This is a genomic window from Synechococcus sp. PCC 7335, from assembly GCF_000155595.1.
In the GTDB taxonomy this organism is placed as follows: Bacteria; Cyanobacteriota; Cyanobacteriia; order Phormidesmidales; family Phormidesmidaceae; genus Phormidesmis.
In genome coordinates this window covers 3,698,793-3,724,759 of record NZ_DS989904.1, presented here as the reverse complement: position 1 = coordinate 3,724,759, position 25,967 = coordinate 3,698,793, and the positions used below count along the sequence as shown (strand labels likewise).

Genomic DNA, 25,967 nt, shown 5'->3' with positions numbered 1-25,967 from the left:
GTAAAGGCAGTGTTTACACCGCACCCAAATCATTAGTCTCTCATATTTATTAAGACTCGTTTGAGACCTGCTTGAGGCCCGCTTATTAAGACTCGCCAATCCAATAGGGTCCCTAGAGCGTCCGTCAGCAAGCGCCTCATAGCTAGTAGGTCTTTACGTATTCCTGACGGCTTTCTCTACTTAGGAGCAGAACAAGCAGCTTCGCGATCTGCGCTAAATTAATGTGTGCTGATTTGGTCGTCTGATTCAACGGAGGATGGTTGTGCAGATACTTCATACGCTTGATGACCTGCACATCTATTTAAAGCGCTGTCGTCAGGACAAAGATCTCCTGAGTCCCGATCAGACCAGCGTAGGCCTAGTACCCACTATGGGCGCGCTACATCCAGGGCATCTGGGTTTGATCGAGCGATCGCGACAGATCGACCAAATCGTCATTGTTAGCATCTTTGTTAACCCGCTTCAGTTTTCTCCAGACGAAGATCTAGACCGCTATCCTCGTTCTTTTCAAGCGGACAAAAGCTTGTGCCAGGCGGCTGGTGTGGATGCTATCTTCATGCCCACTGTTGCCGAACTGTATGGTACACCAACTTTGGAGCTATCGAAGGTGACCCAGGTCGTTCCGCCCGCTGAGCTAACGAGTTCTTTAGAGGGGCGATCGCGACCGACTCATTTTCGAGGGGTGGCGACTGTCGTGACTAAACTACTGAATCTCGTTCGCCCTACCCACGCCTACTTTGGGCAGAAAGATGCTCAGCAAGTTGCCATCATTAAGCGGCTACAGCAAGATCTCAATCTGCCAGGTGAGATCGTCGTTTGTCCAACGGTTAGAGAGCCTGATGGCCTGGCGTTTAGCTCGCGTAATCGATACCTATCAGGTGCCAAAAGGCAACAAGCGACCGTCTTGAGCCGTAGCTTGCAATCGGCTAAAGCTGCCTTTAGGCAAGGAGAACGGACCGCTGTGGAGCTAATTCGAGTGGCAAAATCTGTTTTGTCCGCAGAACCTGACGTCCTTTTAGACTATCTAGCCTTGGTGCATCCTGATACACTGAAGCCTTTGCAAGTAATCGATACCGTAGGAATGATGGCAGTCGCAGCAACCGTAGGCACCCCTAAACAGAACGCAACGAGATTAATTGACAACATTATTTTGAGTGATCGCACTCCTATTATTGCCATCGATGGGCCTGCTGGTGCTGGCAAATCTACTGTCGCTCGTCAGATTGCCCATAATTTGGGACTACTGTATCTCGATACTGGCGCAATGTACCGCGCCCTGACTTGGTATGTTCTCCAACAGGGGGTTGATCTCACAGATGAGGAAGCGATTACCAGGCTGATCGCGCATTGTAAGATACAGCTGATTGCTAATGTCCAGGACAATCAGCCACAGCCGCCAAAAGTCCTAGTAAACGGTGAAGACGTTACTCAGGCCATTCGCACTGCTGCTGTCACCGAGTCGGTTTCTACTATTGCAGCTCAGCCTGCCGTGCGATCGCATCTAGTTAGCTTGCAGCAGCAGTATGGGAAAAAAGGCGGTGTGGTCGTTGATGGCCGCGATATTGGTACTAGGGTTTTTCCAGATGCCGAACTGAAGATTTATCTCACTGCCTCGATCAAAGAACGCGCTCAAAGACGCTACCAAGATTTGGAAAAGGCCCAGCTAGAAAACAGTCAGTCATTACCTAAGATCACTGAGCTGACTCAAGCGATTACTGAACGCGATCGCAAGGACAGCACCCGAGCTGTTTCCCCTTTGCGCAAGGCTAAAGATGCTATTGAAATTTTTACTGACGATCTTACGGCAGAACAGGTGATCGACAAAATCTCTAATCTCTACAAAAGTCTGTAGCTTCGCTTTTGGGTTTTTGAACTAATCTCTTAGCACGCTTTCTATTAGCACTCTTTTAGATGTCTTTCACCAGCGATATGGGCGACAAAGAATCGCAGCGGCGATCTTTGCTAAAAGCAAGACAAGCTATGCCCCAGCGGATCAGGGCAGAGAAATCCGCCAGAATCTGTCAACATATCCAAAACTGGGCTGTGTTTGGTCAGTCTAGACTCACTTTGGCCTACTGCACCTCCAACGCTGAACCAGACTTAAGTTTACTTCTACAGCAACCGAGAAGTTGGGGACTGCCTCGCTGTGAAGGTAAAACGCTCACATGGCACCAGTGGTATCCAGATAGTCCTTGGGCGCTTCGGCCTGGCGTCTATGGAATTACCGAACCTGATCCCGACTCGCCACTGGTCGATCCCGATAAAGTTGATTTAATTCTGGTTCCCTGCATTGCTTGCGACGTCAGTGGATACCGACTAGGGTATGGCGGCGGTTATTACGACCGCATGTTTAGCAATTCAATTTGGGCTGATAAACCGACTATTGGTGTTGTCTTTGAATATGCCCGTGTTCCCCAACTACCCAGGGATATCTGGGACATTCCGTTGGATGGAATTTGCACCGAGAGTGGGTTTTTCTTTAGGCGATAGATGAGGTACGTTGGCGATCGCTCAGTCTTTCCACAGCTTGATTCCCCCTAATAAGCCCAGCATATTGGAGACTATGGTTACATTCTCAGGTAGTTCTATCTCGATATGCTTTACCTCACCACCGCCTAAATAGAGCCGATCGTAGTTGAGCACGCGCGATAAAGACTCAATTGCTTTTAATAGACGCGTGTTCCAAGTCTTCGATCCAATCTTTTTGAGTGCTGCTCGCCCTAGCTGCTCTTCATAAGTCTCACTTTTGCGAAAACGATGATGGGCTAGCTCTATATTGGGTACTAAGTGACCCTCTGTAAAAAGCGCTGTTCCAAATCCTGTTCCTAGCGTGATTACCATTTCTACCCCTTCACCTGAAATCGCTCCCATCCCTTGTAGGTCGGCGTCGTTAGCAACTCGTACAGGCTTACCAACACTGCTTGAAAGCTGCGTAGCCAAATCGTATTCCCGCCAGTCAGGGTGAAGATTGACGGCCGTGTAGATTATTCCTTTACGAACGATCCCGGGAAACCCCACTGAGACTCGATCAAAATCGCCTTGTCTTTGAGCCAATTCGATGAGTAGACTCATCACCGCTTTTGGCGTAGCTGGCTTCGGCGTTTTGATGCGATCGCGATCGCCCAAGGGATTGCCCTGCTCGTCTAGCAGCAACGCTTTGAGTCCACTCCCACCAATGTCTATTGCCAGCGTCTTCATCTTGCTCTCTTCCATGCTATGGGTTGTCAGATTCTTTGGGGTTAACCCCTATTTATTAGACCACCCTAAGAGTTGGAATGATTGCTGAGTTGACTCACCTATAGCTGACTTATCTAGTGAGGTCTTCCTCAGCGAAGCTGGCTAGGTGACTGGCTTGGTTAAATTGTTAAGTAAAGACGTTTAGCAAAGCGATAGGATGCGTTAGCAAAATTGCAAACTCAATCTTGTAGGCTAAGTCCTTCAAATCGATAGATTTCTTCGAACACTTTGACCCACCCTGCTGAAACAGAATTTAGAATTGCCTCTCCTTTCTCTGAGGTTGCTGCTGTCGCATCACCGACAACCCCGCTTCGACTCAAGTCTTTCATCGTCCAAGCCATGGGTAGATTTCCCTCTAGACTCAGTAGGCTCCCTGGGGGAAACGCCTTTGGAAATTCTCTTACCGCCGCTGCCATTTTCACCTGCTCAGGCAGTAGCGCTAGCAAAACGCTTGTCTCGATATCTCCAGCATGAATGCCTTCGTCGTATTCTGTTTGGCCGACTATTTCAGCGACTCGGTGAGGTACGCCCCATACAAATAGGGGAAATATCATCAGATCGTCGTGCTGCACTCGTAAATCTCGGGCCACAATCTCTAGAATCTGTGGCTGACCTCCGTGTCCATTAACTAGCAGTAGTTTCCGGAACCCAGCGTGGTAAATACTCTCAGCTGTTTCCATCAGGACTGCTGTCAATGTCTGAGCAGATAGTGCAATTGTGCCCGGAAACTGACTATGTTCATTTGATTTGCCATAGTAGAGGGGCGGCAAAGCGTAGGCAGCGATCGCATCGTCTAGCTGATGCAGCGCCTTACCAATAATTGAGGTAGCGATAACGGTATCTACGATTATTGGTAGATGTGGACCGTGCTGCTCTATCGCGCCTACTGGCTGAATAATCAAAGTATTTGCCTTGTCTGGCAAATCTCTAATCTGTGGCCATTGTAAGTAAGGGAAAAATCGCTGGGGTGGAATGTAGCCATGCATAAGAATACGGTGAGACAGCTCGCGTGATCCTTCGATCATACGTCTCCTAAGGAGGGTCATGAATGAGAGTCATGAACTTGTGTATAGAGAAACCGTTTAGCGATCGGTCGCGGTAACTGTTCGGACTAAGTGCTCAAGATCTTCCAATTAGCTACAGTGGAAATGTTTGTATGGATAAGCTAAGAATAGAAGCACCTTACCTTCCTAAAACTTAGAAGTTAGCTGTTTTGTGTGTTCAGAATTAGACTACATTTAGCCAACTGGATATATCTTTTAATGTCAGTTCTATAAACACAGCCGTTTGGTCTGTGTATGCTGAGTCCATTGCTAGTTACACTAGCTGACCATTGCTAGTTACAACACTAACCGACTTCAGTGCATCTTCGTCTTTACGTCCTTCTGTTGTCTTGTCTTAAATGAAAAATACTGCCTGTGCTCTAGGCTCGCTACAACGCTGTTCGTTAGGTGTGCTTTCGTTGCTCCTACCAGCAATGGCGACAGGTGTCCTACCACAAACTACTCAGACTGCGGTTGCCTCTAGCTTCCAAAACAGCCCTAAAACCGTTTTAGATGAAGCTTGGCAGCTAATTTACGAAGAATATGTCGACGGTGACTTTAATCGGGTTGATTGGCTAGGGGTTCGTCAAACCCTTCTTAGCGGAGAATATACTTCTGCAGACGCTGCCTATAGAGAGTTGCGGCGCGTACTAAGTAGTCTGAATGACCCCTATACTCGATTTCTAAATCCGGCTCAGTACAGCGCTTTGACAGAACAGACTTCAGGAGAAGTATCCGGTGTCGGCATTAGATTGCAAAAGCAAGGCCAAGAACTAACAATAACAAGCGTTTTAGACCAGTCCCCGGCTGATAAAGCTGGTATCCGACCGGGAGACAAAGTGCTGATCATTGACGGCCGCTCAAGTCGAAATCTAACCGTTGAAGGCGCTTCGCAGCTCATTAGAGGAGATAGCGGCAGCCAACTTTCCTTGACACTACGCCGCCTAGATGACAGTGAGGAAACCTTAATCCTAACTAGAGAGCTAGTTTTTGTTTCGACAGTCGACTCTGCTCTGTACACAGATGAGGATATCTCAGTCGGTTATATTCACCTAGATGAATTTAGTGGCCATGCGGCTGAGCAAATGCATGAGGCTATCAATACTCTCACAGAACAGGGAGCAGAAGCCTTTGTATTAGACTTGCGGGGGAACCCAGGCGGATTGCTGCAGGCAAGTATTGAGATTAGCCGGATGTGGCTGCCTCGAGGCAGTATCGTTCGGACGGTCGATAGAGATGGCCATGATGATGAGATTACAGCTAACCGCACAGCGGTAACCGATCTACCCATGGCAGTGCTGGTTGATGGTCGCTCAGCTAGCTCAAGTGAGATTGTCACGGGTGCATTAGGCGATAATGACCGCGCAGTTATTGTCGGTAGTCCTACTTTTGGCAAAGCGCTCGTCCAGAGCTTGCATGGACTCTCTGATGGATCTGGAATAGCGGTCACTGTCGCTCACTACTACACGCCTGATGGTACAGACATTAGTACTCGGGGGATTACGCCGGATATTAACGTTTCTCTTACCGCTCAGCAACAGCGTGAGTTAGAAACAAACCCGGCGCTTAGAGGGACAGCAGAGGATTTGCAGTTCACTCGCGCAGTAGCGGCTATTCGCCCTGAAGTACTTGCTAGGCGGCAGGTCAATGCGCCGGTTTTAGCAGCTCCCGGAACAAAACCACAGCTTCCTAGTCAGCTAGGACGAATCGAACCTTAACTTAAAAAGCGTTTAAAGTTCAATCGAAAGCTGTTTATTCAGAAGCAATGCTCTGCCTAGAGAACATGTAGATCTGCTGAGTGTCTAGTTTTTGACAGATATCGCTGGGCATGACGTTAGGTTGCCCTTGGTTTTCAGTTGATAATGGAAAGATTTGCCGATCTAGTCGAACTTTGAGCTGAGTAAAGGGATCGCCGCCATCGGAGACCAAAAACTCCAACTGTTCGATATCTTGCCAGCTGATAAGTTCATCTAGAAGAGAGGCGATCGCCCGCACATAAGGATGCCTACAATCCTTGTACCAGCGATCACTAGTCAGACCTGGCTGATCTAAACCCAAATGAGCAATTAAGGGCATCTGCCCAAATACCGCTACTGCTACGGAGCGAGCTTCTTCTTGAAGCAGCAGCCCGTGCCTTTCGCCTATCTGCCGAAGTTTTTCTAATCTTTCATAGCGCTCGGCTACTGTATCTCGGCCCACATCTTCTACACTGCTCCACTGAATGGCCACGGTCACTAGATATGTCTGCAATAGAAAGTGGCCAAGCTTCTTTGCCTTAGTCGCCAAATATCCAGCATTATAAGTAGTCGCTTCGATCAATAGCGGTACTCGATCTACCATTTCTAAACCATAGCCCTTGAGCCCAGCAATTTTGCGAGGGTTGTTGGTAATCAATCGAAACTGACTGATCCCTAAGTCCATTAGAATCTGAGCGCCCATTCCATAGTTTCGCTGGTCTACCGGTAAACCTAGTCGCTCGTTTGCCTCAACCGTATCTAAGCCCATGTCTTGAAGAGAATATGCCTTTAGCTTATTCACAAGACCAATTCCGCGTCCTTCCTGACGCAGATAGACCACAACGCCCTTACCTGCACTTTCAATCATCTTCAACGTCGCTTGAAGCTGCATCCGGCAGTCGCATCGAAGCGACCCGAGGGCATCTCCGGTCAAACATTCAGAATGCATTCGGACCATAATCGGCTCTTGTGCAAATGTATCGGGATCGCCTTTGACTAACGCGATATGTTCAGATCCATCTAGCTGGTTGCGATAGGCATATACTTTGAACTCACCGAACTTAGAAGGCATTTCAGCAACGGCTTCACGCTTGACAAATCGCTCGTGTCGCAGCCGATAGCTAATAAGATCCGCAATGCTAATAAATCTAAGCTGATGCTTTTTAGCATAATTTATCAGGTCCGGACGCCTGGCCATAGAGCCATCAGGATTAGAGATCTCGCAGATAACAGCAGCTGGATAAAGCCCAGCTAGGCGAGCCAAATCTACGCCCGCTTCAGTATGGCCGACTCGCTTTAAGACACCGCCTTCTCTAGCGCGTAATGGGAAGATATGTCCTGGCCGTCGTAAATCATGTGCAGTTGATTTGGAATTGATAGCAACTTGAATAGTCCGCGCTCTATCTTCAGCGGAGATTCCAGTGGTTACTCCCCATTTCGAAGCAGCATCAATACTAACGGTGAAAGCCGTCTGCTCACTTTCATCTTCAAACGGACTATTGGTGACCATCAGCGGGAGGTCCAATTCGTCTAGACGATCTCCAGTCATCGCTAGACAGATCAATCCTCTGGCTTCTACTGCCATGAAGTTGATCATATCGGGAGTGGCAAATTGAGCAGCGCAGATTACATCGCCCTCATTCTCGCGGTCCTCATCATCGACCACCACGATAGAACGTCCTGCTGTTAGATCTGCTAGCGCATCCTCTATTGAATCAAATTGAAAACTCTCATTCGAGCGGCCATCTTTATGGGCATCTACCACGGGCGTTCCTTATACAATCTAGAAAAGTCTTTCTTTTCGATTGTATCGCCAGGGTTACTTATTCACAGCAGTTATGGAACTGGAATGAGACCTTTAATCTAGTGGCTTAGTCCAGATGACTTTCTTCTGGTTTGGATAGCCCCTACCGCTTTGCTCTTGCATAATTTGTGAGGCTTGGGCGGGATCAAAGTTACGGTCAAACTGCGATCGCAGCTTAGCGTTTTTCTCTTCAGCTTGAGCCACAGACTCTTGCAAAGTACTTAACTTTGCTTGGCGAGCCCGGAGATAGGGTACTAGGTTAGCAATTGAAGTGATAGCAATAATAGCCAGCAACACATTGATGGTGAGCTGAACCGAAGACTCTAGTGCGATCGCCTTCCCCCTGCTGAAAGTGCCTTGCCGCCGATAAGAACGGCGAGACTGGGTTGAACGAGCTATTTTAGGAGGAATTGGTGAAAGAGACTCTGGCGATGAAGAAGGAATCGGGCGCCTATTAGCATTCATAAAGCGGTGATTACCAAAATAGCGAGTTGACTATAGCAAAAAAGCGCAAATAGTATCGTCCGGAGAACCACTTACACAATAATTGAGCACATTATGGACAATTTCTTATCGTTTTCCAAGCTCTCCTAAACTCTTTTTTCTTTTTGTAGACCTTACCCACATCACCCCCTAGATAGGACTGCCTATAAATTCTTTTCAAGAATAGCTTCTCATTGACTAAACAACGTCTTTTGTTACAGCCACCTAGAAAACACGAGTAGCCTGAATAGCAATAGCAGAAAACTCCCCTCTGGTAACTTCATTGCAGCTACTAGAGGGGAGTTATGCGTTCAGGCTATATCCACGTTATTAAGCTGGTAGATTTTACATGAGCTACCTTAGTCAACCTGCCTAGGTGACCTATCTGAGTATCCTATCTGGAGTATATGAGCAGAAACCCAAAGACCATATACTCTAACCTCACAGTCACTGGTAAATATGGCCGTATGCCAAGTTCAGTGAGCTTGTTTACAGGCTGACAGCCCTGTGGCAGGAAGACTACTTATAAAGTTCAGTCGCCAAACGTAATGCTAGAAATCCAGGAATGAGTGCTAGAGCGAGTGCCAAAAAGATCTGAGAGTCAGATAATGCCATAGTGATTACTATCCTTCTTTCCTAAAAATAAGGTAATACTTCTACGATTGTTTCCTAAAGTGGCGTGTAGACAGCCTCATTGTTTACTAACTGTTACACACCCGCCTGGTTGGACCGCATCTTTTTACTGTGGCTCTTTCTCTTCTGACTCTGAGTATTCTTCTGAGCATCCTTTAATGGACTAATGTCATCTTAGACACTGATGTCATCTTAGACGACGTGTTGTCTGAACAACAGCCTCTATGCAAGGCCCCGCTATATTCCCACTATATCTAGTATGAAAAGTCTAGTAAGAAAAGACTACACTAGAACCCAACGCGAAGCATAAAACAAGCGAATAGGCAAACATGAAAGTCCGATGACTGCAACTCATGCAAGCTCATGTCTCTGCTACATTCTGCGATCTAGCGATAGAAACTTCATCCATAGGTTAGTTATAAATCCTTCCCTTTTAACAAAAATTCAAGTTAGCACCACCCTCTATCATGAAAGATTATTTTTCCACTTCTCTTCCTACAGGTGCTGTTTTTTCAAACGCTGATAATCAAAGCCGGCTGACGGCTAATAAAAGGCCTTCTTCTATGGTGATCGAAAACAGTCTTAGTCGAACCAACAACTTTGACGACGAAGATACTCTCAATAAGAGCAGTGCGATTAGCCCTGGGAACACACAGGAAAGTAGCCCCACGGTGGCTGATTTCGATCAGCCTATACCCAAGACAACACCCTTTATTAGTCGCTCTAGCCTAGATCGTAAAATTATTCGAGTGCAGCGAGAAGTTCTAAAGATGGGCGCACTGGTTGAAAATTCTTGCTTTCTAGCCAAAGAGGCCTTATGTGATCGCAACCTGGACGCCGCCAAACGACTTCCTATCCAGGATAGAGAGATCGATGCTCTCTATCGCCAGATTGAAGTAGATTGCACAAATCTCCTGAATTTAGAGGCGCCAGTCACACAAGACCTACGGCTAGTCAGCGCGTTTATGCAGATAGTACGCGACTTAGAGAGAATCGGAGACTATAGCAAAAGTATTGGAAATTCTGCGATCAAGCTGTTTCCATACCCTGCTCATGAGTCCATGCATCAAATTGGCGTCATGTTAGATAGATGCCGCTCTATGGTGGCACTATGCTTGCGATCGCTCTCAGAACTCGACTCAGAAGCAGGTACGGAACTCAAGCGCAAGGACGATATCGTTGATGACGACTACGAACGACTATATCAGCAGCTAGTCAGTACACCGTTTGTAGTAGGTTCCGTAGAACCAATTGTCCTGCTAGTGTTAGTGATTCGTGCCCTAGAACGCATCGCTGATCATGCCACTAATGTTGGTAGAAGAGTTAGCTTTGTTGTCACCGGTGAGCGTAATTAGCGTTGAACGCTAGGTTTCGAACACTAAGCTCTATAGATAGAGATGGAGTAACGTCGGATTGCATTCGACGCTTCACGTTGCCTAGCCCGCTCAATATCAGTCTGCTCTACATAAAGGTTCTAGCGGCTACAAGTGCGCAATCAAGGTGAACAAATTGATCGCTCCGACAGCTTTGTGGGACAGCTTTGTAGATAGATTACGGCAAATAGACTACAGTAAATAGACTACAGTGAAGGGCATTAGAGAGGTTCTACTATACTAGGTATTTGACAGTATTAACCTAGTACGGAACCATAAGAGGGCTATAGGATAGAAAATGTACTTTGGATAAGTTCAGTCTAGGTGGTTTAGTCTTAAGTCAATTTGATAGGCTTCGCTTAAGTTCATGACCTGTAGATCTTGATCTTGAACCACAGTATTTTGAACCACAGCGTTTGGTATCACAATAACCTGATCAAAAATGCTACTTTCAATCCGTTTTGCTCTATCAGCTCTGCTCACTAATTAGTTTATTAACCGGTTTGCCAAGATTAGCTAAGCGTTTGCCTACTATTTTCTTGATTTTGGGCTGTTAGAAACAATTAGCTTTACTATCTGAGATCTTAACGGATTCACTCAAGGATTCATCGCTACATGGAATTTTCGATTGCGTCACTTTTAGCTAACTTATCTGATGATAAATTAGTTGCCGTCAAAACTTTAGAGAAAAAGCTCAACTGTAATACCGAAGAAGCAGTACGAGACTTGCACATAGCGCTCACCGCTCTAGAGCGCACCAACGTTTTAGAGAAGTCTCGTGGAAAGTATCGAAAAATAGAGAATGAAGATGTCATAGAAGGCAAGCTGAGGTGCTCTAGTAAAGGATTTTGCTTTGCGATTCAAGATGAGGAAGGTGCAGATGACATCTATGTACGAGAATCTCAGCTAAATACGGCCTGGAACGGCGATCGCGTTCTAGTCCAAGTTACTAAAGATGGCAGTAGACGACGTAGCCCCGAAGGCGAAGTTAAGCTGATATTAGAAAGAGCAAATGAGTCCGTTCTTGCCAAAGTAAAAGCGGCCGAAACGGCAGCAGACAAGTTTAAAGCGATTCCTCTAGATGACAGACTACTATTCGAACTAGATATTGCCGAAAGCGAAGAAGATCTGAGCGAAGCTATCGATCACCTGATTCACGTTGAAATCACCCGCTACCCAATTGCGCAACACCCACCGCAAGGTAAAGTTTCTCGAATTCTAGGCAGTGATGCTGAAGACGCAGCTGATGTAGATATTGTTTACTGCAAACACGATTTACCTCGGATCTTTTCAGAAGAAGTTTTCATAGCCGCACGTGGCCTACCTAATCGGGTTCGAAAGTCAGACATTAAAGGCCGTGTGGATCTAACAGAACATGCCGCGCTGACTATTGATGGATCAAATGCCAAGGTGATCGATGATGCGATTAGCCTAGATATCACAGACGATGGCTATCGTCGACTGGGCATTCATGTTTCTGATGTGGCGCACTATGTTCAGCCCAACGACGTCATTGATCGGACTGCTAGATCTAGAGGAATGGCAGTTTATCTTGGTGATGAAATTGTTCCAATGCTGCCACCACCCATTCCGAATGCGCTATGCGCGCTAGTTCCCGATAAGGACAGGCTGGCAATCTCTATATTGATCACGATGGATGACGATGGCCAGGTGCTTGAGTATGAGATTCAGCCTAGTGTCATCCAAGTGAGTCACCAGCTTACCTATGACCAAGCTCAGGCGATTTTAGTTCGAGAAGAGGACGAAGAGCTAGAAAAACTAGGATTCAGCCCTGACGACATCGAAGAATTCGAGCCAGTCATGGATCTAATTGACAGCTTGTATCAGCTATCTCAGGAGGTGAAGCAGCGCCGTCATGAGCGAGGCTCTTTTGAATTGAATCTACCTCAGCATGAGTTTCCCCCTGAAGCAGAAGAGCTAGCTGAATACCTTTCGCCTAAGTTTCAATACGACGACGAAGGTTCCTTTGGTGCGATGGTAGTCTCTGACCATATGCCCGCTAGGATCATCGTGACCGAATTTATGCTGCTGGCAAACCAACTGGTCGCAAGACACATCAAAGAGCTGGGCATTCCAGGACTCTATCGGGTTCACCGAACGCCAGAACTAGCTGATGTCCAAGAGCTAGTGAAGCTAGCTAATAATATGGAAATCGACCTTCAGCTAGAAGATGTCGAGCAGGTAGCTCCCAGTGACTACAGAAATTTTACTGAGCAGTTCAAAGCCTCTAAGTCTGAGAAGGTATTAACTTATCTGCTGTTGGCTACTTTGAAGCCCGCTTTGTATAGCGCTCGGCCCGGTCCTCACTTTGGCTTGGCTATCGATGATGCCTATACGCATTTTGCCTCCCCCGTACGGCGCTATCCAGATCTGCTAGTTCATCGCCTGCTGCACGCAGTCTTCAAACACGGGCGCGATCGCCGCTCTACTCGATCTAAAGACCGCGTCAATCTTCGTCACAGCTCTTGCCACGGTAAGATTAACTGGAGTGTCTTGCCGCCTGCTGTTCAGCAGGAGATGGAAGAACAGCTCACACGTGCTCCAATTAAGCTGACCGAACGCGAACGGATCACTCAAGATGCCGAATCAGATCTAGAAGGATTGAAAAAAGCAGCCTTTATGCAGGCGCACACAGGTGAGGTTTTCCATGGTCTGATTACTGGCGTACAGTCCTATGGGTTCTTTGTGGAATTAGAAGAGCTACTAGTAGAGGGACTGGTCCATGTCAGCTCGCTAAAAGATGATTGGTATGAGTATCGCTCTAGGCAGCAGAAGCTGGTAGGTCGGAAAAATCGTCAGCAGTATCGACTGGGCGATCACGTTGAAGTCGAAGTCAAAAGTGTTGACTACTACCGGCAGCAAATTGACCTTGTTGCTGTTGGAGGTGGTAGCGAAGCTAGTGAAGAGGACAGCGAACTTGGCGAAGAAGAATAGAACAACAAGTGACTAACTCTTCTCTCTCATCATCTCATTTCCCGACTGTCTCACAACCCCTTATCCTCGGTATCAGCGGTGCTTCTGGCATGATCTACGCCATCCGCACCCTAAAGCACCTACTTAGCGCTGGTTATTCCGTTGAACTAGTTGCATCACGGGCCTCACAGCAAGTTTGGCAGCAAGAGCACGGTACGCCGATGCCTACCAATACAGACCAACAGCAAGACTGGTGGCGAAAGCAGGCCGATGTTCCTATCGCTGGCGAATTGCGCTGCCATGCATGGGGAAATGTTGGGGCAAGCATTGCCAGTGGTTCCTATCGGGCACGCGGTATGATTGTAATACCCTGTAGCATGAGCACAGTCGGCAAGCTGGCATCGGGCCTGAGCTCAGATCTGCTAGAGCGGGCAGCAGATGTACAGATCAAAGAAGGCCGTCCGCTGATCGTGGTTCCAAGAGAGACGCCCTTTAGCCTGATCCATCTACGCAACTTGACCGCACTAGCTGAGGCTGGCGTTCGAATTGTGCCAGCTATACCCGCCTGGTATCATCAGCCGCAGACTATCGATGACCTAGTTGACTTTGTAGTCGCTAGAGCCCTAGATCAGCTTGCTATCGACTGTGTTCCACTGCGTCGATGGAAAGGAAAGTAAACGTGTGGTGTGAGTGCTCTGCGCCAATGGTGCTCTATATTAACAGTGCTCTAGGTCAACGGTGCTCTACGCAGACGTTTGAGGGGGCCAACGTTTGAGGGTCAGTGTCCAAAATTAGCATCTAGTGCTGGTACCTACTTTGGAGATACTCAACCATGTTCCGTTTGATTATCCTACTGCTACCTATTGCTGTTTTGATCGTTATAGCTGTTCAAAACAGCACGCTGATTGCCCTTAATTTCTTAGGTGGTAGCTTTCCTGCTGTGCCTTTTGGTTTGCTGCTAGCGATTACGGTATGTATCGGCGCGCTGATTACCCTATTACTATATGGGCTTGTAGGCTGGCGGCGCCCGCCGGAGAGCAAATATAGGCCAATGGGTCGGCGGGTGCCCTACCCTGATTCTGACCCTAGTAGCTTACCTTCAAACCCGACTGTAGCACCCTCGTCTTATCCGCCCACTGATGCTTATGGCGGCTATGCTTCGGACGCCTTTGTTTCAGATACTCCTATTGGTGAGACTGCAGTGGAAGGCGATCGCCCGCCTATTCCTCAAGATTCACCCAGAGATATTTACCATAGTTCAACAGCTCAAAGTTCAACAGCGGAAGTAAATGAATCGCAAAGTAACTTGAATCCTCTTTCTGGTAGCACATTTGTCGATTCATTGAAGAGCAACTTGCCCTTCACCAAAAAGGGCTCTGCTCCAGAAGGGATGGTGAGTGAAAGTTCAGGTGGAAAAGGGCGCGCAAGCAGAAAGCAAGAAGATGGGCGACCAATTGGAGACGACTGGGGCGAGAGGCGAACCGTCGAACAAATCAACGACTGGGAAGCGATCAAACCCTCAGTAGTCGAAGAAGGCATTGATAACCTATTCAGATTTAGTAAGAATGCTGGTACTAACGTAGGGCGAATAGCTGACGACATCGCTAGCGGCTGGAACAATCAAAATGAGGGATACTATCCGTCAGCAGAAGCCCCAAAGTCTTACCCAGAGTCCTACTACGCTGAGCCCTATGGGGATGAACTAGAACACGGCTGGGAGAACTTTGACGATGGCTATGATGATCTAGAGCAAACTGGCTCTGCTCAACCTAGCAGCAAACGAATTTATGGTGACAGCCTGTATGGAAGGGGCGAACCGCCTTGGGCAGAGGATGACTATCTACCTGAGGAGGATGACATAGACTTAGACAGAGCAACTGACGAAGTCGGGCCAGACGGTGTTTATGAAGCAGATTACAAAGTAATTATCCCTCCCCTTAAACCGCTCGATGAGGTAGAAGACGATAGATATTCATAGGAGGTCGGCTGTTTCCAAATCAGTAACTCGCTGAATGATGTTTTATCTCACTACTATTGTTTGATAGGTATGTTTGATAGGTAAGTTCAGTTTCTACATGGCTATTCCCACTGCCAATCCAATGAAACAACGTTCCACTGCTGGTAGCTGCATCTTGGAAGTTACTACGCGACCATCGGCGTTATCGCAGTGGTCAGATCGGCTAGTTGCCGACAGCTTGACGTTCAAGCTATGGCTAGCGGATGGTGCGGTTGATCCTAATGCGAACGAAGCCCGAGGAGTTCCAAGACTAGTCGCTGAAGGGGATGGCACGGTGCTCCAATCAATCACACGATATATCCAGATTCGGACCCGTCAGACGCTAGCCGTTCCCGCTCTTGGCGGGCTATCTAGCAATAACTCATCTAGCAGTGATTCTTCTAGCGATGACCCATCTAACAGTGATTCATCTAGTACTCGTACGAGCGCGTACCCTCCAGAATTTGAGTATCCACAGCCACTTAGCTATCTTCAACTCTGTGATCTCAACACAGTTCTTACCCAATATGAGCAGACTGTTGTTACGCTGCCCCCGATAGCGCCAGAACAGCTCAGTGAGAACGTCATTTTGTTACAGCCGGTTCGCGATAACCGAGTAGACCCCTCTACGAATGTCATACGGTCTCCGCGTAAATTGCGCAAACGGATGAGGCTGTGGGCTAGTGCTGCTGCCACTGCTTTAGCTGCTGTTGGCTTGACTACGGCGCTGTGGTCTAGAGAGTCCACGCTACAAGAAGTGGCGACGGCAGATAACGTAACTATTCGCGCTGACGTATCTGAACCAGAAACCGTACAGTTATTAGAACAAGCTCAAGCAGACGATATCTCGCCAGATTCTTCGCTCGACACTTCATCGAATGCTTTGCCTGATTCTTCGCCTAACTTTTCGTCTAATTCTTCGCCCAACCTTCCACTAAGTGATGATGAAACTCAGTCAGCCAAAGCGCTATTTGAGGACACCCAACCCGACGTTTCATCAAACATTTCGTCAGGTCAAACGGCTCAGTCTCTATCTAGAACACAGGTAGGACTTGGAGACAATTCAGCCCTACCGTCTACTGATGAATCAGCGACTTTAGCTCCTTCTGCTCCACAGACGCTGACTGCCGCGCCTTCGCCTACTTCGACTGAGCAGGACCTAGCTCAAAACCAAACAGAGATACTCCCTACCACGCCATCCCCTGCTATTGCAGAGTTTGGTGCATCCCGGCTTGCTGAGCAATCTGAGGAAGTCCCAAGGATAGAGATGCTAGAAGAAACTACATCAGCGGCAGATATTAATTCTGCTGAGGGCGAGGCCGTTCTTGGTAGTGATCCTAATGATAGTGCTCGAAGCACAGCTATTGCCGTTCCGAACGATCTGCCGCCTGCAGAGCTTGCACTACAATCCATGCCGATAGTGAGCCAGGTGCAAACTTATTTTCAGCAGCGTTGGCAAGGGGGAAGTGAAGGCATACTGCTGTACGAACTTAGGCTATCGGATACAGGAGATATTCTTAGCTTTACAGCATTTAGTGAAGCGGCAGAGCAGCAGCGTGAACGCATCTTACCGAGCACTGCTCGCCCTTCCTTTGCGACGAGTTCAGAAAGCGATAGTCTGATACTGCGCGTTATTTTAAGCGATGATGGAACCGTACAAGTTATTGAAACGAGATAGGACACAGAGCTAGCAGCTAGTTTTTTGATGCCTTTTTGTGAAGCTTGGCAGTGCGTCGACGCCTTTGGGCAGCAATAACCGCTTTTTCAACCGGAAAGCCAATTACAGGAATCACTTGAGTTAGGCGATCGCGCTCTAGCTGCTTCAATTCGGTATAGTCCACCCGATGAATGCAGTCTACTGGGCAAGTGTCTATAGCCTCTTGAATTAGCGCCTCTGAATCACCATCTTGACGAACTACTCGCGCTCGGCCGTAGTCTGGCTCAATATAGAACGTATTACGGGCTACGTGAGCACAGTGCGTACAGCCAATACAAGAAATTTCGTCTACATAGACTCCGTTTTGTCTAAAAGCCCCTCCCAGCTCAGGCTCTAACCCTGTACGCTGCTGAGCAGATCGTAACTGACCCCCCAGTTCTGGCTCCAAACCCGAGCGGTCGCCCTCTTTGTGCTTAGACACTTGTACTATCCTCTGTTTGAAAGCTGTGTGTAGCAATAGATAAAGCGGCTATCACTACACACAGGCACAGTCTTGTCTATGATTATGTATGTCTATGATTATGTATTTTGTGACTATATCCGAGTACTGCGATGGGCTTAAGCACCCCAGCGCTGAAGCACTAGACGGATAGAGCCATCCTCATTAGTCGCCTGTTCAGAAACTTGGAATCCCTGATCGACGGACTCATTTAGAACAGTGTGGTAAGCGTAGCGCTGAGTCACTTTGTTTAAAAAGCCTTGTACAGATAGAGGCTGCTTCCAGTACTGTAAATCAGCTATCAGTTCGTAGTTGCCAGTCTGTGAATTCTGCTTGAAGCCGACGTCATAACCATTGTCTTGCTCAATGACGATCTCGGCGGTCTGAGTGTCGCCCTGATAGCCCCTGACAGCTTTAGGCCCAGCCTGCCAGCGAACACCTGCGTCGCTTAGGGCCAGTTGTAAAGAAGAAAGATTACGAAGCTTAGTTTTAATTTGACTGAAATGAGACATTTTAGAACCCGGCTAAACAAACAGTAAGTAAGATGTACGGTGGTAAAAACAAAGCTGATACAGTAGCTGACACAGTGCCAATAGAGTTCTTAGCACTGCTAGTGACTAGTACTACCAGCTACTAGAGACCCTGGCCTGAGCAAAATTTTGGGCAAATCCACCAACGGAAGAGCAGTTTGTGCTAGACACTTGAACTGGTTGAGCATAGTACTCAGACGTTTTCTCATGGGCCACAACATCCCCTAGCTGGGCTTCAATAGCGGCGGTAACCTCAGCACATGATGTTCCAATGACACCTGTGATGACTTCCTTGACCCGACCGTCTGGATAAATTACAAACTCAAGCGTTTCCATAAGTTCAACTGGCCCCTAAAAGGCTATCTATAAGGCTGTGGGACTGAATGTGTGACTAAAAAAAGTCGTATGATCAAACGTTGACACGAAGAAGTAAGTCCATGCTTCAACCAAAGGTGGGTTTTCTATTGCCAACCAGATTGCTCATAATGTAGTCAATCTCATTCAAATAAACTAGTCATGTCGCAGCAAAACTTTACACTTTTTAGTAAGTGTCATTAGTTAGCAAGAGCACTCACTTCTTAATACTATAAAGCTCTCTTAACGTTTACGAAAGCGCAAAAGGTATAAATGTACAGTATTTTTTAAGTATAGCTGTAGTAACTAGTCGTGTCTTAACGTAGGAATGGGGTTGCACAGATAAGAAGCATTAGAGAATAAGAAGTGTTGCGATAGAAAACATCGACTTTTGACGTACCAGCTGGAATAGCCTTTTTGCGAACACGCTATAGATTCAGATCGTGAACCTCGTAAAGTTAGGAATGATTCATGTCTTTGCTGCGCTAGCTACCGCCCAAGGTTTACTAATTTGGCTAGCACACTGTACTACCGACACACTGTACTATCTGTGTCAATCTACGCCGGGCGATCATCGTGTATGTTTTCAGACCTAAAGAGAAGGCGTGGAGTCTAAGTGGAATAGCCTAGCGACGATTGGCGATCGCGATGAATCCGCTTGTATCGACGACCTTGCTGCAAGCGGAAGCGGTGACGAAGCAGTGACATTGACAGCAGAACACATTTGCAAAGCGTTCTGAACAAATTCCATAAAAAGCGATCAATCACTAAGCTGAGTTTAGAAGCGCCTTTCTTCTAGCGACGCTAAGTTTTCGATATTCAGCAGGTGTGACTCTATCACAAGCGACTTCTAGGACTCTAATTCCCTTCTCTGGCAAAACTCTGATAGCCTCTACAAAGGCTTCTACAGTTTGTACTAGCTGGTGCTCTACACCATATGTTCGACACAAAGAAGAGAATTCCACCTGCTGCGGAGTAATAAAATACTCTTCGAACGTAGATGAAAAGTTGGCTACGGGCAGCATCTCAAAGATACCACCGCCGCCATTATTAATTAGCACAATGGTCAGATGACCCCATAGTTGAGCGGTATTAAGGAGTCCATTCGTATCATGTAAGAAGGCAAGATCTCCAGAGAGTAAGACAGTGGGTCTATTACGATGAGCTATTCCCATCGCCGTAGACAATGTCCCATCGATTCCATTCGCGCCACGGCTGAACACTGGTTGAATCCGACGGTCGTTAGGTGGCCAGAAATACTCAAGGTCTCTAACTGGCATACTGTTGGCAACAAAAAGGGGAGTTTGTTCTGGTAGATGTTTTGATAATAGCCAAACTACTTTACTTTCAACGAGATCTGGCTCTGCTGTTAAATGCTCTTCGAGAGTGCCACGCATCTTACGTTCATAAATCATCCACTGCTGACAATAGTTTGAATCTTCAGGCGATTCAACAGACATAGGCGATTCAACAGATATAGGCGATTCAACAGAATTAGGTTGAGTGAAAGCTTCAATATCTAGAAAAAGACGATGAGTCGGTCCGTGTAAAGGGTCTAAGTTCCGCCGAGGTCCGACTATCCAACGGTGGGGTTGATGCCTTTGTAGCCACTGACGCAAGACTTTACTAGTTGGCAACGCGCCTAACTGAAGTACACACTCAGGCACCAGTTTTGCTGCCCGGCGAGAGTCTCGAAGGATAAGATCGTAGCTAGAAACAAGGAAAGGATTAAGTGCAAGATAGTTGCGGAGTGCAGAGAGTCCTTCAGCGAGAACGGGCCAATCTAGTAGCTGTGAGAGATAGAAAATTGTCTTGCAGTAAGCAGTGGGGTCACTAGGATTGGCCGGACCTGCAATAATGATGCCAGCCTTAGATTGCCAGTCTGCTATTGGTAGTGATGTGAGTAAGTCAGTATGTTCTTTGGTTGTGACTGGAACAGAAAGCGAATGAAAAAATTTCTCTGTATTGAAAGCCGATTTGACCCGATGAGTACTGCTGTTGGCGGTCGGCGCTAGCGGGTTGCGAAAAGGGCAGTTGAAATGGATAGGTGCAGAATGTGGCGTGATCGCACTTTCCCATCCACTGACCAATGTCTGTCGTAAGTACGACAGCATTGACAGATCCGCCACCGGTACCGCCATTTCCACAAACCGCTTCACAAATCCTCCGAACAGTTTAATCTGGTCTATTGTTTGACCAGAGGCACAGTCGCGCATCTCCGGGGGGCGATCAGCAGTGAAAACCAACAGCGGTACTCCACTTTCATAGGCTTCAATGATTGCTGGATAGAAGTTTGCTCCAGCTGTGCCAGATGTGCAAACGATCGCCACCGGACTATGCTGCCGCTTTGCACAGCCTAGGGCAAAAAAAGCGGCCGAGCGCTCATCTAAGATAGGTAGCGTTTCAATTCCAGAATGGTTGGCGAAGGCAACTGTGAGCGGGGTCGAGCGAGAGCCGGGACAGAGGATGGCTGTCTGTAGCCCTAAACGGGCAAGGGTCTCGACCGCTATAGAAGCCCAAAGACTGTTGGTATTACGAAAGTCGATGGGCATATGGATTCAAAAGGCATAAGGAGCAGAAGATAGAAGGCCAAAGGGAAGTCGCTAGACCAACACGTTCAGATACATTCAGACTAAGGCATTTAGCAGTGCCTGTAATTTTAGCTTGATTTCTGCGAGTTCCTTCGCGGGCTCCGAGCCAGCAACGATCCCAGCGCCGGCGTACAGCCGAGCCTTCTGTCCATTGAGCAAAGCCGAGCGAATTCCAACTACGAATTCGCTGTTCCCTTGAGTATCTATCCAGCCGACCGGCGCGGCATAGAGGCCTCTATCAAAGGTTTCGTACTGACGAATAAGCTCGCAGGCGGCCTGATGCGGAACGCCTGCTACAGCCGGGGTCGGATGGAGCCTAGCGAGAATATCTAGAGGGGAGACGGACTGCGGCGGTGTGATACTGGCACTAATAGGGGTATGCAAATGCTGAACGTGTAAAAGCTGCAGCACTTTAGGTCGCGGATCGTATTCGGGGGTAAGGCCTAGCAATTTAAGCTGGCGCACAATAAATTCAACAACAAGACGGTGCTCAACCTGTTCTTTCTTGCTGTTGATCAGCGTTTGAGCCAGCTGAATATCAAGACTAGGTAGTGTTCCGCGTGAGACCGTGCCAGCGAGTGCGTCGGTAGTAAATCGACCATCGGCGATGCTTAGAAGTCGTTCGGGGCTAGCGCCAATAAAAGATTGACCGCGACCGTTGCTAACAGAAAAGATGGTGCAGTCCGGATGATTTTGCCTGAGAGCTTGGAGCGATTGCACTTCATCAAATGGCTGCGCTCCTTCGACATCCATCACATCCGCGAGAACTACTTTATGTAGTTGGCTAGTTTGTAGTTGTTCTAGTGCTACCTTGACTGCCGACTTGAAATGGGTAAGGTCATTGTGGCGGGTACGGTAGTGAGAACTATGACTATGCCTTCTACCTGAACTTTCTTTCAGTTTTCTGACTGTAGCAGTTGTTCTAATTCTAGACGGTAAGTTGCTAAGTGAGATTAGCTGATTCAGCTCGGTGTAGATTGTGTGAGTAGTTTTTTCAATATCTGTTGTCGCGGTTATCAAGGAGTTGAACGTCGCTATGGAGTGGGCGAGCTGGCGGGTCTCTACGGTTGTAACTTGAAGCTTAGGTACGAATAGGTAAGCGGGTTCAAAGTATGGAGTCTGCAGCGTCGGCGTTGCATTCGCTGCAAGCTTGTTTGAGATCTCAGAATCTGAAAAGAAAGTAGCGCTGCAAAAGAAGTGGCCAGGTAGTGACGGCCTTGATCTATTTAAACCTGCTTTATCTAACTTTGCATAGACAAACTGAGCTTCCCAGAACTGTACGAAATCCTGGGCTTGAGAAAATCGACTGCCTCCAGCCGCCCTAAAGTCTACCGCGCAGCCTAGACCGACCATTGACTGCCTCGATAAGTCAGACTGCTGAGGCGAGTCGTAGTAGAAGTGGCGCTGATATGGATTACTAAGTGTGGCTAAAACGGCCCCAGATGCGATCGCTCGAATTGAAAAGGAAAGGCTGGCAATCTTCGGCTGATTAGACGCGATCGCCTGTTGCTGACAGTCGGTCAAGAATTGATAGATCTTTGTCGGTTCAAGTCGCGAAGCTTCAACAGAGGTCTTGACAGAATCAATTTCGTGCTGAACGGCTGGCATGAAGGTTGCAATAACAATTGATCACTAGATTTTCCCATGCTAACCCTCAGAGATCAAAACGCCCTGTAACTATTTATTCGTAGTCATTGCCAGATCCATACTTTACAGCGTCTCTCCAACGGTCAGAATAGTATTGCTTTTGATCTGATGTTTCTCGACTATCAACAGCACTTTGCATCTTATCCAACAGATTATACCGTCCTAGATTCATGAAGTGCCGCGTCCAGCTAGCTACGGAGGCTATTCCTACCTGCGGCAGAATGCCCAATACCAGTAATGGATGCCGCGTCGACGTTCTTAGCATTGTCTTTGCTAGCGGTGAAAACTGAACCACATCTTGAAGAAAAGGGAGAAGAACTTCATCACCTAGTGCAGCCATATCCTCAAAAATAGTCGAGAGCACTTGGTTAATCTTATTAGGTGGTAGCGTTTGGTCTACGCCTACGCTCATAGACTTTTGAAATAGCCAAGTAGCCGATAGGTTTGGCTGATATGGCTGCAGCTTGCCTAATGCCTTCGCTTCTAACAGATTAGCCTGCAGCGCGTCATCAATACCAATGGCAAGTCTTTCTAGATGACGCACCATTGCTCCGAAGCCACCAAAGCTCAGTGGCGACTGACTGCCGCTAGAATCTCCTACTGGTAAGGTACGATTCCATTTGTATTGGAGTGGACTGTCTTTGTAACAAGGGAAAAAGCCAAATAGGGCTCTGACAAAGTCTAGCTGTTCTAAGGAAATATCTTGATACTGCGGCAATAGCTCAAAATAGTCTTCAAACATCTCTACTAAACTTGGGCGGCTTGGATGTGCATCTAGATAGGTGAACATGTATGTTGTGCGGCCATCACGGGCTGGGAACGCCTCCCAAAAGTACTGACACTGCTTTTGAATAGGCGTGAAAGAGACAATAAGATCGCCTGATTCATTCTGTTCGTAGCCAGTTGCACAAGTTCCCACAACCAAACAAACAGCATCTGGTTTTTTACCTGCTCGTGCCTGCTGCACTATAGGTGAAAAGTGCCCCATCGCATCTATCAGCAATCTGGCGCTCACGTGCCCGCTATCCGTTTGAATAGCCACTCCGTTGGGATGTACTTTGGCAGATTTGAATGCAGTGTGCTCTAAAAGTGTGCCCTCTGCTATTAGAAACTTCTGCTTGAGCTGCTCTAACAAGCTAATTGGATCTACGCCAATATTTAGCACATCTTCTACCCAAAGATCTTTACCGCCGTTGAAAGCAATTCGAGCTGGATTGTATTGGGAGGCGATCGCCGTTTCTAGTTCAGCTTCATTGAGCAATCCCATCCGCACGAACGTCTGCAGCTCTCGCCGGGAGATATTCCACTCTTGATCGCGCCCTCTTAGCGCTCCTCTTTCAATCAGCGCTACTCGCCATCCTCGCTGAGCCAGCGTTGCGGCCAGTAGAATTCCTAAGGTTCCACCACAGATGGCCACATCATAATCAACTTGAGCTAGCTCATCAGATGCCTCTGTTACTACCGATTGAACCTTGCGATCGCCTGCTTTATAGGTGCTCCATAGCTCGCCCGCTCTTTGAAGTCCTTTCCAGGGATTGCCTTCGATCTTTGAAAGTAGCTGCTCAGTTTTATTCATACAGTCAATTTTAGTGCTGAGTTCTATACATTGATCGTAATACTGATGGGTAAGCGCTTTATTCAGTATCAGTTAGTATCAGATTGCTTAAGTATCTACCTATGCTCCCTATTGTTTATAGTCTTTTGCTTGACTCAGCTCTAGGCAGCTATACCTGTATGCTCTTATCAAGCGCGTAGAGAAAGAGGGTAGATGGCTATGTCAAGTATCAAGACAGCCAGTATTGGTGTAGCGGTAGTCGGCACAGGATTTGGACAAAAGGTGCATATTCCTGGTTTGCAGGCACATCACCGAACAGAGGTTGTGGCGGTCTGGAATGGCGATCGCACAAAGGCTCAACAGGTCGCTGATGCCCATAATATTCCTTTTGCTAGCAGTAGCTTAGAAGAGATTTTGGAGCAAGAAAGTGTCCAGGCTGTGACCCTAGCAACGCCGCCGTTTGCCCATTACGATATGGCAAGAGAGATCCTCAAGGCAGGCAAACACTTGCTATTGGAGAAGCCAATAACCTTAAGCTTGACCGAGGCAAAGCAGCTGCACCAGCTAGCTGTAGACCATCAAGTGATTGCGATTCCTGATTTTGAGTTTCGGTTCATTCCAGCGTGGCAGCACTTTGCGAATTTACTAGATCAAGGCATTGTTGGTAAAAAGCGGCTGATCAAAATTGACTGGATAGCGTCAAGCCGAGCTAGTTCAAAGCGGGCATGGAATTGGTACGCGCAAAAAGCGTTGGGCGGCGGCGCGCTGGGCTCAATTGGTTCACATACGTTTGACTATGTGAACTGGCTATTTGGCCCAGCTAGCAAACTGAGCGCTACGTTGAGCACGTCTATCCCACAGCGGCCAGATCCTCAAACGGGTGAGATGAAGCCAGTCGATTCTGATGATGTGTGTGTGATCGCGCTAACGCTGGCAGATGGAACACTTTGCCAAATCACCTTAAGTGCTGTGAGCTATGCTGGGCGTGGCCACTTCGTTGAAGTGTATGGCGATAAGGGTACTTTGGTACTGGGCAATCCTAGTCAAAAAGACTATGTCAATGGGTTCAAAGTATTTGCTAGTGAGCTAGGCGCAGAGCTAAAGGAGATACCAGAACCTGAACAACTTGCCTTTCCCAAGGTTTACTCAGATGGTCGGATTGCTCCGTTTGTCCGCGTTGTCAATCACTGGGTTAGTTGCATTGAAGCCGGTAAGGTGACAGCTCCAGCGATGCCAGAAGGGATCTATTCACAGCTATTAATGGATCTGACCCATCGTTCGAACGAGACAGGCAAACAGCTAAACGTGCCTGCTGTATAAGATAATTGCACCAACGATGAAACGCCGAGACTATCGGCGTTTCTCGTGTCAAGGCTATCCTAACAAGTGACTTTCTTACTCGCTAAGTTTAAGGTCTTTGTCTCTGCTAGAACCCTTACTTGTTAGGGTTACTAGTTTCTCTCATAGATAGAAATCTATCTAGAGAAAAAGCTTCACCTCGTCTTTCAGGTAGTAATGTATTCAGCTTGCTTTCTCTCTGGTAAGAGTTCTGGGACGTCGGCTTTGGTTCAGGATGATTGACGTTGTTTTTCATCGTTTGCTCGACGATCTCGCGTACAGGCTCGCCGTAGTATTCGATGGTTTTCGCACCCCGGGCTTGGTCCATTCCATAGTCGATGTTGTAGGCCATAGCACCGTCTACGAAGCTAGTGATTACCAACCCAAACACTACTGTCATCATGACGGCTACTTTAAGTAAAGTGTTTGTCAAAGTCTCTTTGGAAGTCTTTCTAGTTGATTGCGAAGCGGTGTACTTCATCGGCTGATCCATTTCTTAACTATTTATTAATAGTAGTTCAGTTTTTGTAAACAGATGTATCTAGCTCTCATAAAAG

At 47.4% G+C, this 25,967-nt stretch carries 22 protein-coding genes; 10 read left to right on the top strand and 12 right to left on the bottom strand.

The window, feature by feature from the left end; genetic code table 11:
- Positions 1–256: 256 nt before the first annotated feature.
- Both S7335_RS15700 and S7335_RS15695 read left to right on the top strand, forming a co-directional pair.
- Complete coding sequence (locus S7335_RS15700; RefSeq protein WP_198011381.1) at positions 257–1,852, top strand: bifunctional pantoate--beta-alanine ligase/(d)CMP kinase; 1,596 nt, start codon at positions 257–259, stop codon at positions 1,850–1,852.
- A gap of 59 nt (positions 1,853–1,911) precedes the next feature.
- Positions 1,912–2,490 (top strand): 5-formyltetrahydrofolate cyclo-ligase, encoded by a 579-nt coding sequence (locus S7335_RS15695; protein WP_006457038.1) that lies wholly within the window; start codon positions 1,912–1,914, stop codon positions 2,488–2,490.
- A 21-nt stretch (positions 2,491–2,511) separates the two neighbouring features.
- Here S7335_RS15695 and S7335_RS15690 read toward each other — a convergent pair whose 3' ends face one another.
- Positions 2,512–3,198: an ROK family protein gene (locus tag S7335_RS15690; RefSeq protein WP_006454588.1), complete on the bottom strand. Its 687-nt coding sequence runs from the start codon at positions 3,196–3,198 to the stop codon at positions 2,512–2,514.
- A 218-nt stretch (positions 3,199–3,416) separates the two neighbouring features.
- Positions 3,417–4,262: a creatininase family protein gene (locus S7335_RS15685; RefSeq protein ID WP_006453641.1), complete on the bottom strand. Its 846-nt coding sequence runs from the start codon at positions 4,260–4,262 to the stop codon at positions 3,417–3,419.
- Positions 4,263–4,639: 377 nt separating this feature from the next.
- Between S7335_RS15685 and S7335_RS15680 the strand changes: the two genes are divergently transcribed.
- Positions 4,640–5,998, top strand: coding sequence for a S41 family peptidase (locus S7335_RS15680; protein ID WP_006456817.1), 1,359 nt, complete (start codon positions 4,640–4,642; stop codon positions 5,996–5,998).
- A gap of 34 nt (positions 5,999–6,032) precedes the next feature.
- On the opposite strand, the gene ribBA is transcribed toward S7335_RS15680, so the two are convergent.
- The 3 genes from ribBA to psaM form a co-directional block, all read right to left on the bottom strand.
- Positions 6,033–7,781 carry a bifunctional 3,4-dihydroxy-2-butanone-4-phosphate synthase/GTP cyclohydrolase II gene (ribBA, locus tag S7335_RS15675; protein ID WP_006453943.1) on the bottom strand — a complete coding sequence of 583 codons (1,749 nt, stop codon included), beginning with the start codon at positions 7,779–7,781 and terminating at the stop codon, positions 6,033–6,035.
- Between the two features lie 93 nt (positions 7,782–7,874).
- Positions 7,875–8,285 (bottom strand): hypothetical protein, encoded by a 411-nt coding sequence (locus tag S7335_RS15670; RefSeq protein ID WP_006454080.1) that lies wholly within the window; start codon positions 8,283–8,285, stop codon positions 7,875–7,877.
- 537 nt (positions 8,286–8,822) lie between these two features.
- Positions 8,823–8,918: a photosystem I reaction center subunit XII gene (gene psaM, locus S7335_RS26905; RefSeq protein WP_071776932.1), complete on the bottom strand. Its 96-nt coding sequence runs from the start codon at positions 8,916–8,918 to the stop codon at positions 8,823–8,825.
- A 485-nt stretch (positions 8,919–9,403) separates the two neighbouring features.
- Between psaM and phoU the strand changes: the two genes are divergently transcribed.
- The 5 genes from phoU to S7335_RS15645 all read left to right on the top strand — a co-directional run bounded on the left by phoU (position 9,404) and on the right by S7335_RS15645 (position 16,917).
- Positions 9,404–10,291, top strand: coding sequence for a phosphate signaling complex protein PhoU (gene phoU / locus S7335_RS15665; protein ID WP_006456703.1), 888 nt, complete (start codon positions 9,404–9,406; stop codon positions 10,289–10,291).
- A gap of 633 nt (positions 10,292–10,924) precedes the next feature.
- Entirely contained in the window at positions 10,925–13,264 is a 2,340-nt protein-coding gene (locus S7335_RS15660) for a ribonuclease R family protein (protein ID WP_006456821.1), read from the top strand.
- Between the two features lie 89 nt (positions 13,265–13,353).
- On the top strand, positions 13,354–13,920 hold the full coding sequence (locus S7335_RS15655; RefSeq protein ID WP_006454404.1) for a flavin prenyltransferase UbiX: 567 nt from the start codon (positions 13,354–13,356) through the stop codon (positions 13,918–13,920).
- Between the two features lie 155 nt (positions 13,921–14,075).
- Positions 14,076–15,221 carry a lipopolysaccharide assembly LapA domain-containing protein gene (locus tag S7335_RS15650; RefSeq protein ID WP_006456016.1) on the top strand — a complete coding sequence of 382 codons (1,146 nt, stop codon included), beginning with the start codon at positions 14,076–14,078 and terminating at the stop codon, positions 15,219–15,221.
- A gap of 121 nt (positions 15,222–15,342) precedes the next feature.
- A complete protein-coding gene (locus tag S7335_RS15645) occupies positions 15,343–16,917 on the top strand; it encodes a hypothetical protein (RefSeq protein ID WP_157620284.1) in 1,575 nt (524 codons plus the stop codon).
- A 16-nt stretch (positions 16,918–16,933) separates the two neighbouring features.
- Here the strand turns inward: S7335_RS15645 and S7335_RS15640 are convergent, their stop codons facing one another.
- From S7335_RS15640 to S7335_RS15630, 3 genes are all read right to left on the bottom strand, one after another.
- Entirely contained in the window at positions 16,934–17,377 is a 444-nt protein-coding gene (locus S7335_RS15640) for a ferredoxin (protein WP_006454310.1), read from the bottom strand.
- A 137-nt stretch (positions 17,378–17,514) separates the two neighbouring features.
- On the bottom strand, positions 17,515–17,907 hold the full coding sequence (locus S7335_RS15635) for a DUF1257 domain-containing protein (protein ID WP_006457544.1): 393 nt from the start codon (positions 17,905–17,907) through the stop codon (positions 17,515–17,517).
- Between the two features lie 111 nt (positions 17,908–18,018).
- Positions 18,019–18,261 (bottom strand): DUF2997 domain-containing protein, encoded by a 243-nt coding sequence (locus S7335_RS15630; RefSeq protein ID WP_006457547.1) that lies wholly within the window; start codon positions 18,259–18,261, stop codon positions 18,019–18,021.
- Positions 18,262–18,884: 623 nt separating this feature from the next.
- On the opposite strand from S7335_RS15630, the gene S7335_RS29215 reads away from it, so the two are divergent.
- Entirely contained in the window at positions 18,885–19,019 is a 135-nt protein-coding gene (locus S7335_RS29215; RefSeq protein ID WP_006454379.1) for a hypothetical protein, read from the top strand.
- A gap of 27 nt (positions 19,020–19,046) precedes the next feature.
- On the opposite strand, the gene menD is transcribed toward S7335_RS29215, so the two are convergent.
- The 3 genes from menD to S7335_RS15615 all read right to left on the bottom strand — a co-directional run bounded on the left by menD (position 19,047) and on the right by S7335_RS15615 (position 24,093).
- On the bottom strand, positions 19,047–20,831 hold the full coding sequence (gene menD / locus S7335_RS15625; protein ID WP_006457377.1) for a 2-succinyl-5-enolpyruvyl-6-hydroxy-3-cyclohexene-1-carboxylic-acid synthase: 1,785 nt from the start codon (positions 20,829–20,831) through the stop codon (positions 19,047–19,049).
- 75 nt (positions 20,832–20,906) lie between these two features.
- The gene (locus S7335_RS15620) at positions 20,907–22,478 is read right to left on the bottom strand and encodes an isochorismate synthase MenF (protein WP_006457673.1); all 1,572 of its coding nucleotides are present in this window, start codon (positions 22,476–22,478) and stop codon (positions 20,907–20,909) included.
- A 73-nt stretch (positions 22,479–22,551) separates the two neighbouring features.
- The gene (locus tag S7335_RS15615) at positions 22,552–24,093 is read right to left on the bottom strand and encodes an NAD(P)/FAD-dependent oxidoreductase (RefSeq protein ID WP_006453652.1); all 1,542 of its coding nucleotides are present in this window, start codon (positions 24,091–24,093) and stop codon (positions 22,552–22,554) included.
- 192 nt (positions 24,094–24,285) lie between these two features.
- Between S7335_RS15615 and S7335_RS15610 the strand changes: the two genes are divergently transcribed.
- The gene (locus tag S7335_RS15610) at positions 24,286–25,392 is read left to right on the top strand and encodes a Gfo/Idh/MocA family protein (RefSeq protein WP_006454581.1); all 1,107 of its coding nucleotides are present in this window, start codon (positions 24,286–24,288) and stop codon (positions 25,390–25,392) included.
- Between the two features lie 115 nt (positions 25,393–25,507).
- On the opposite strand, the gene S7335_RS15605 is transcribed toward S7335_RS15610, so the two are convergent.
- Positions 25,508–25,903: a hypothetical protein gene (locus S7335_RS15605; protein WP_038016355.1), complete on the bottom strand. Its 396-nt coding sequence runs from the start codon at positions 25,901–25,903 to the stop codon at positions 25,508–25,510.
- Positions 25,904–25,967: the final 64 nt, after the last annotated feature.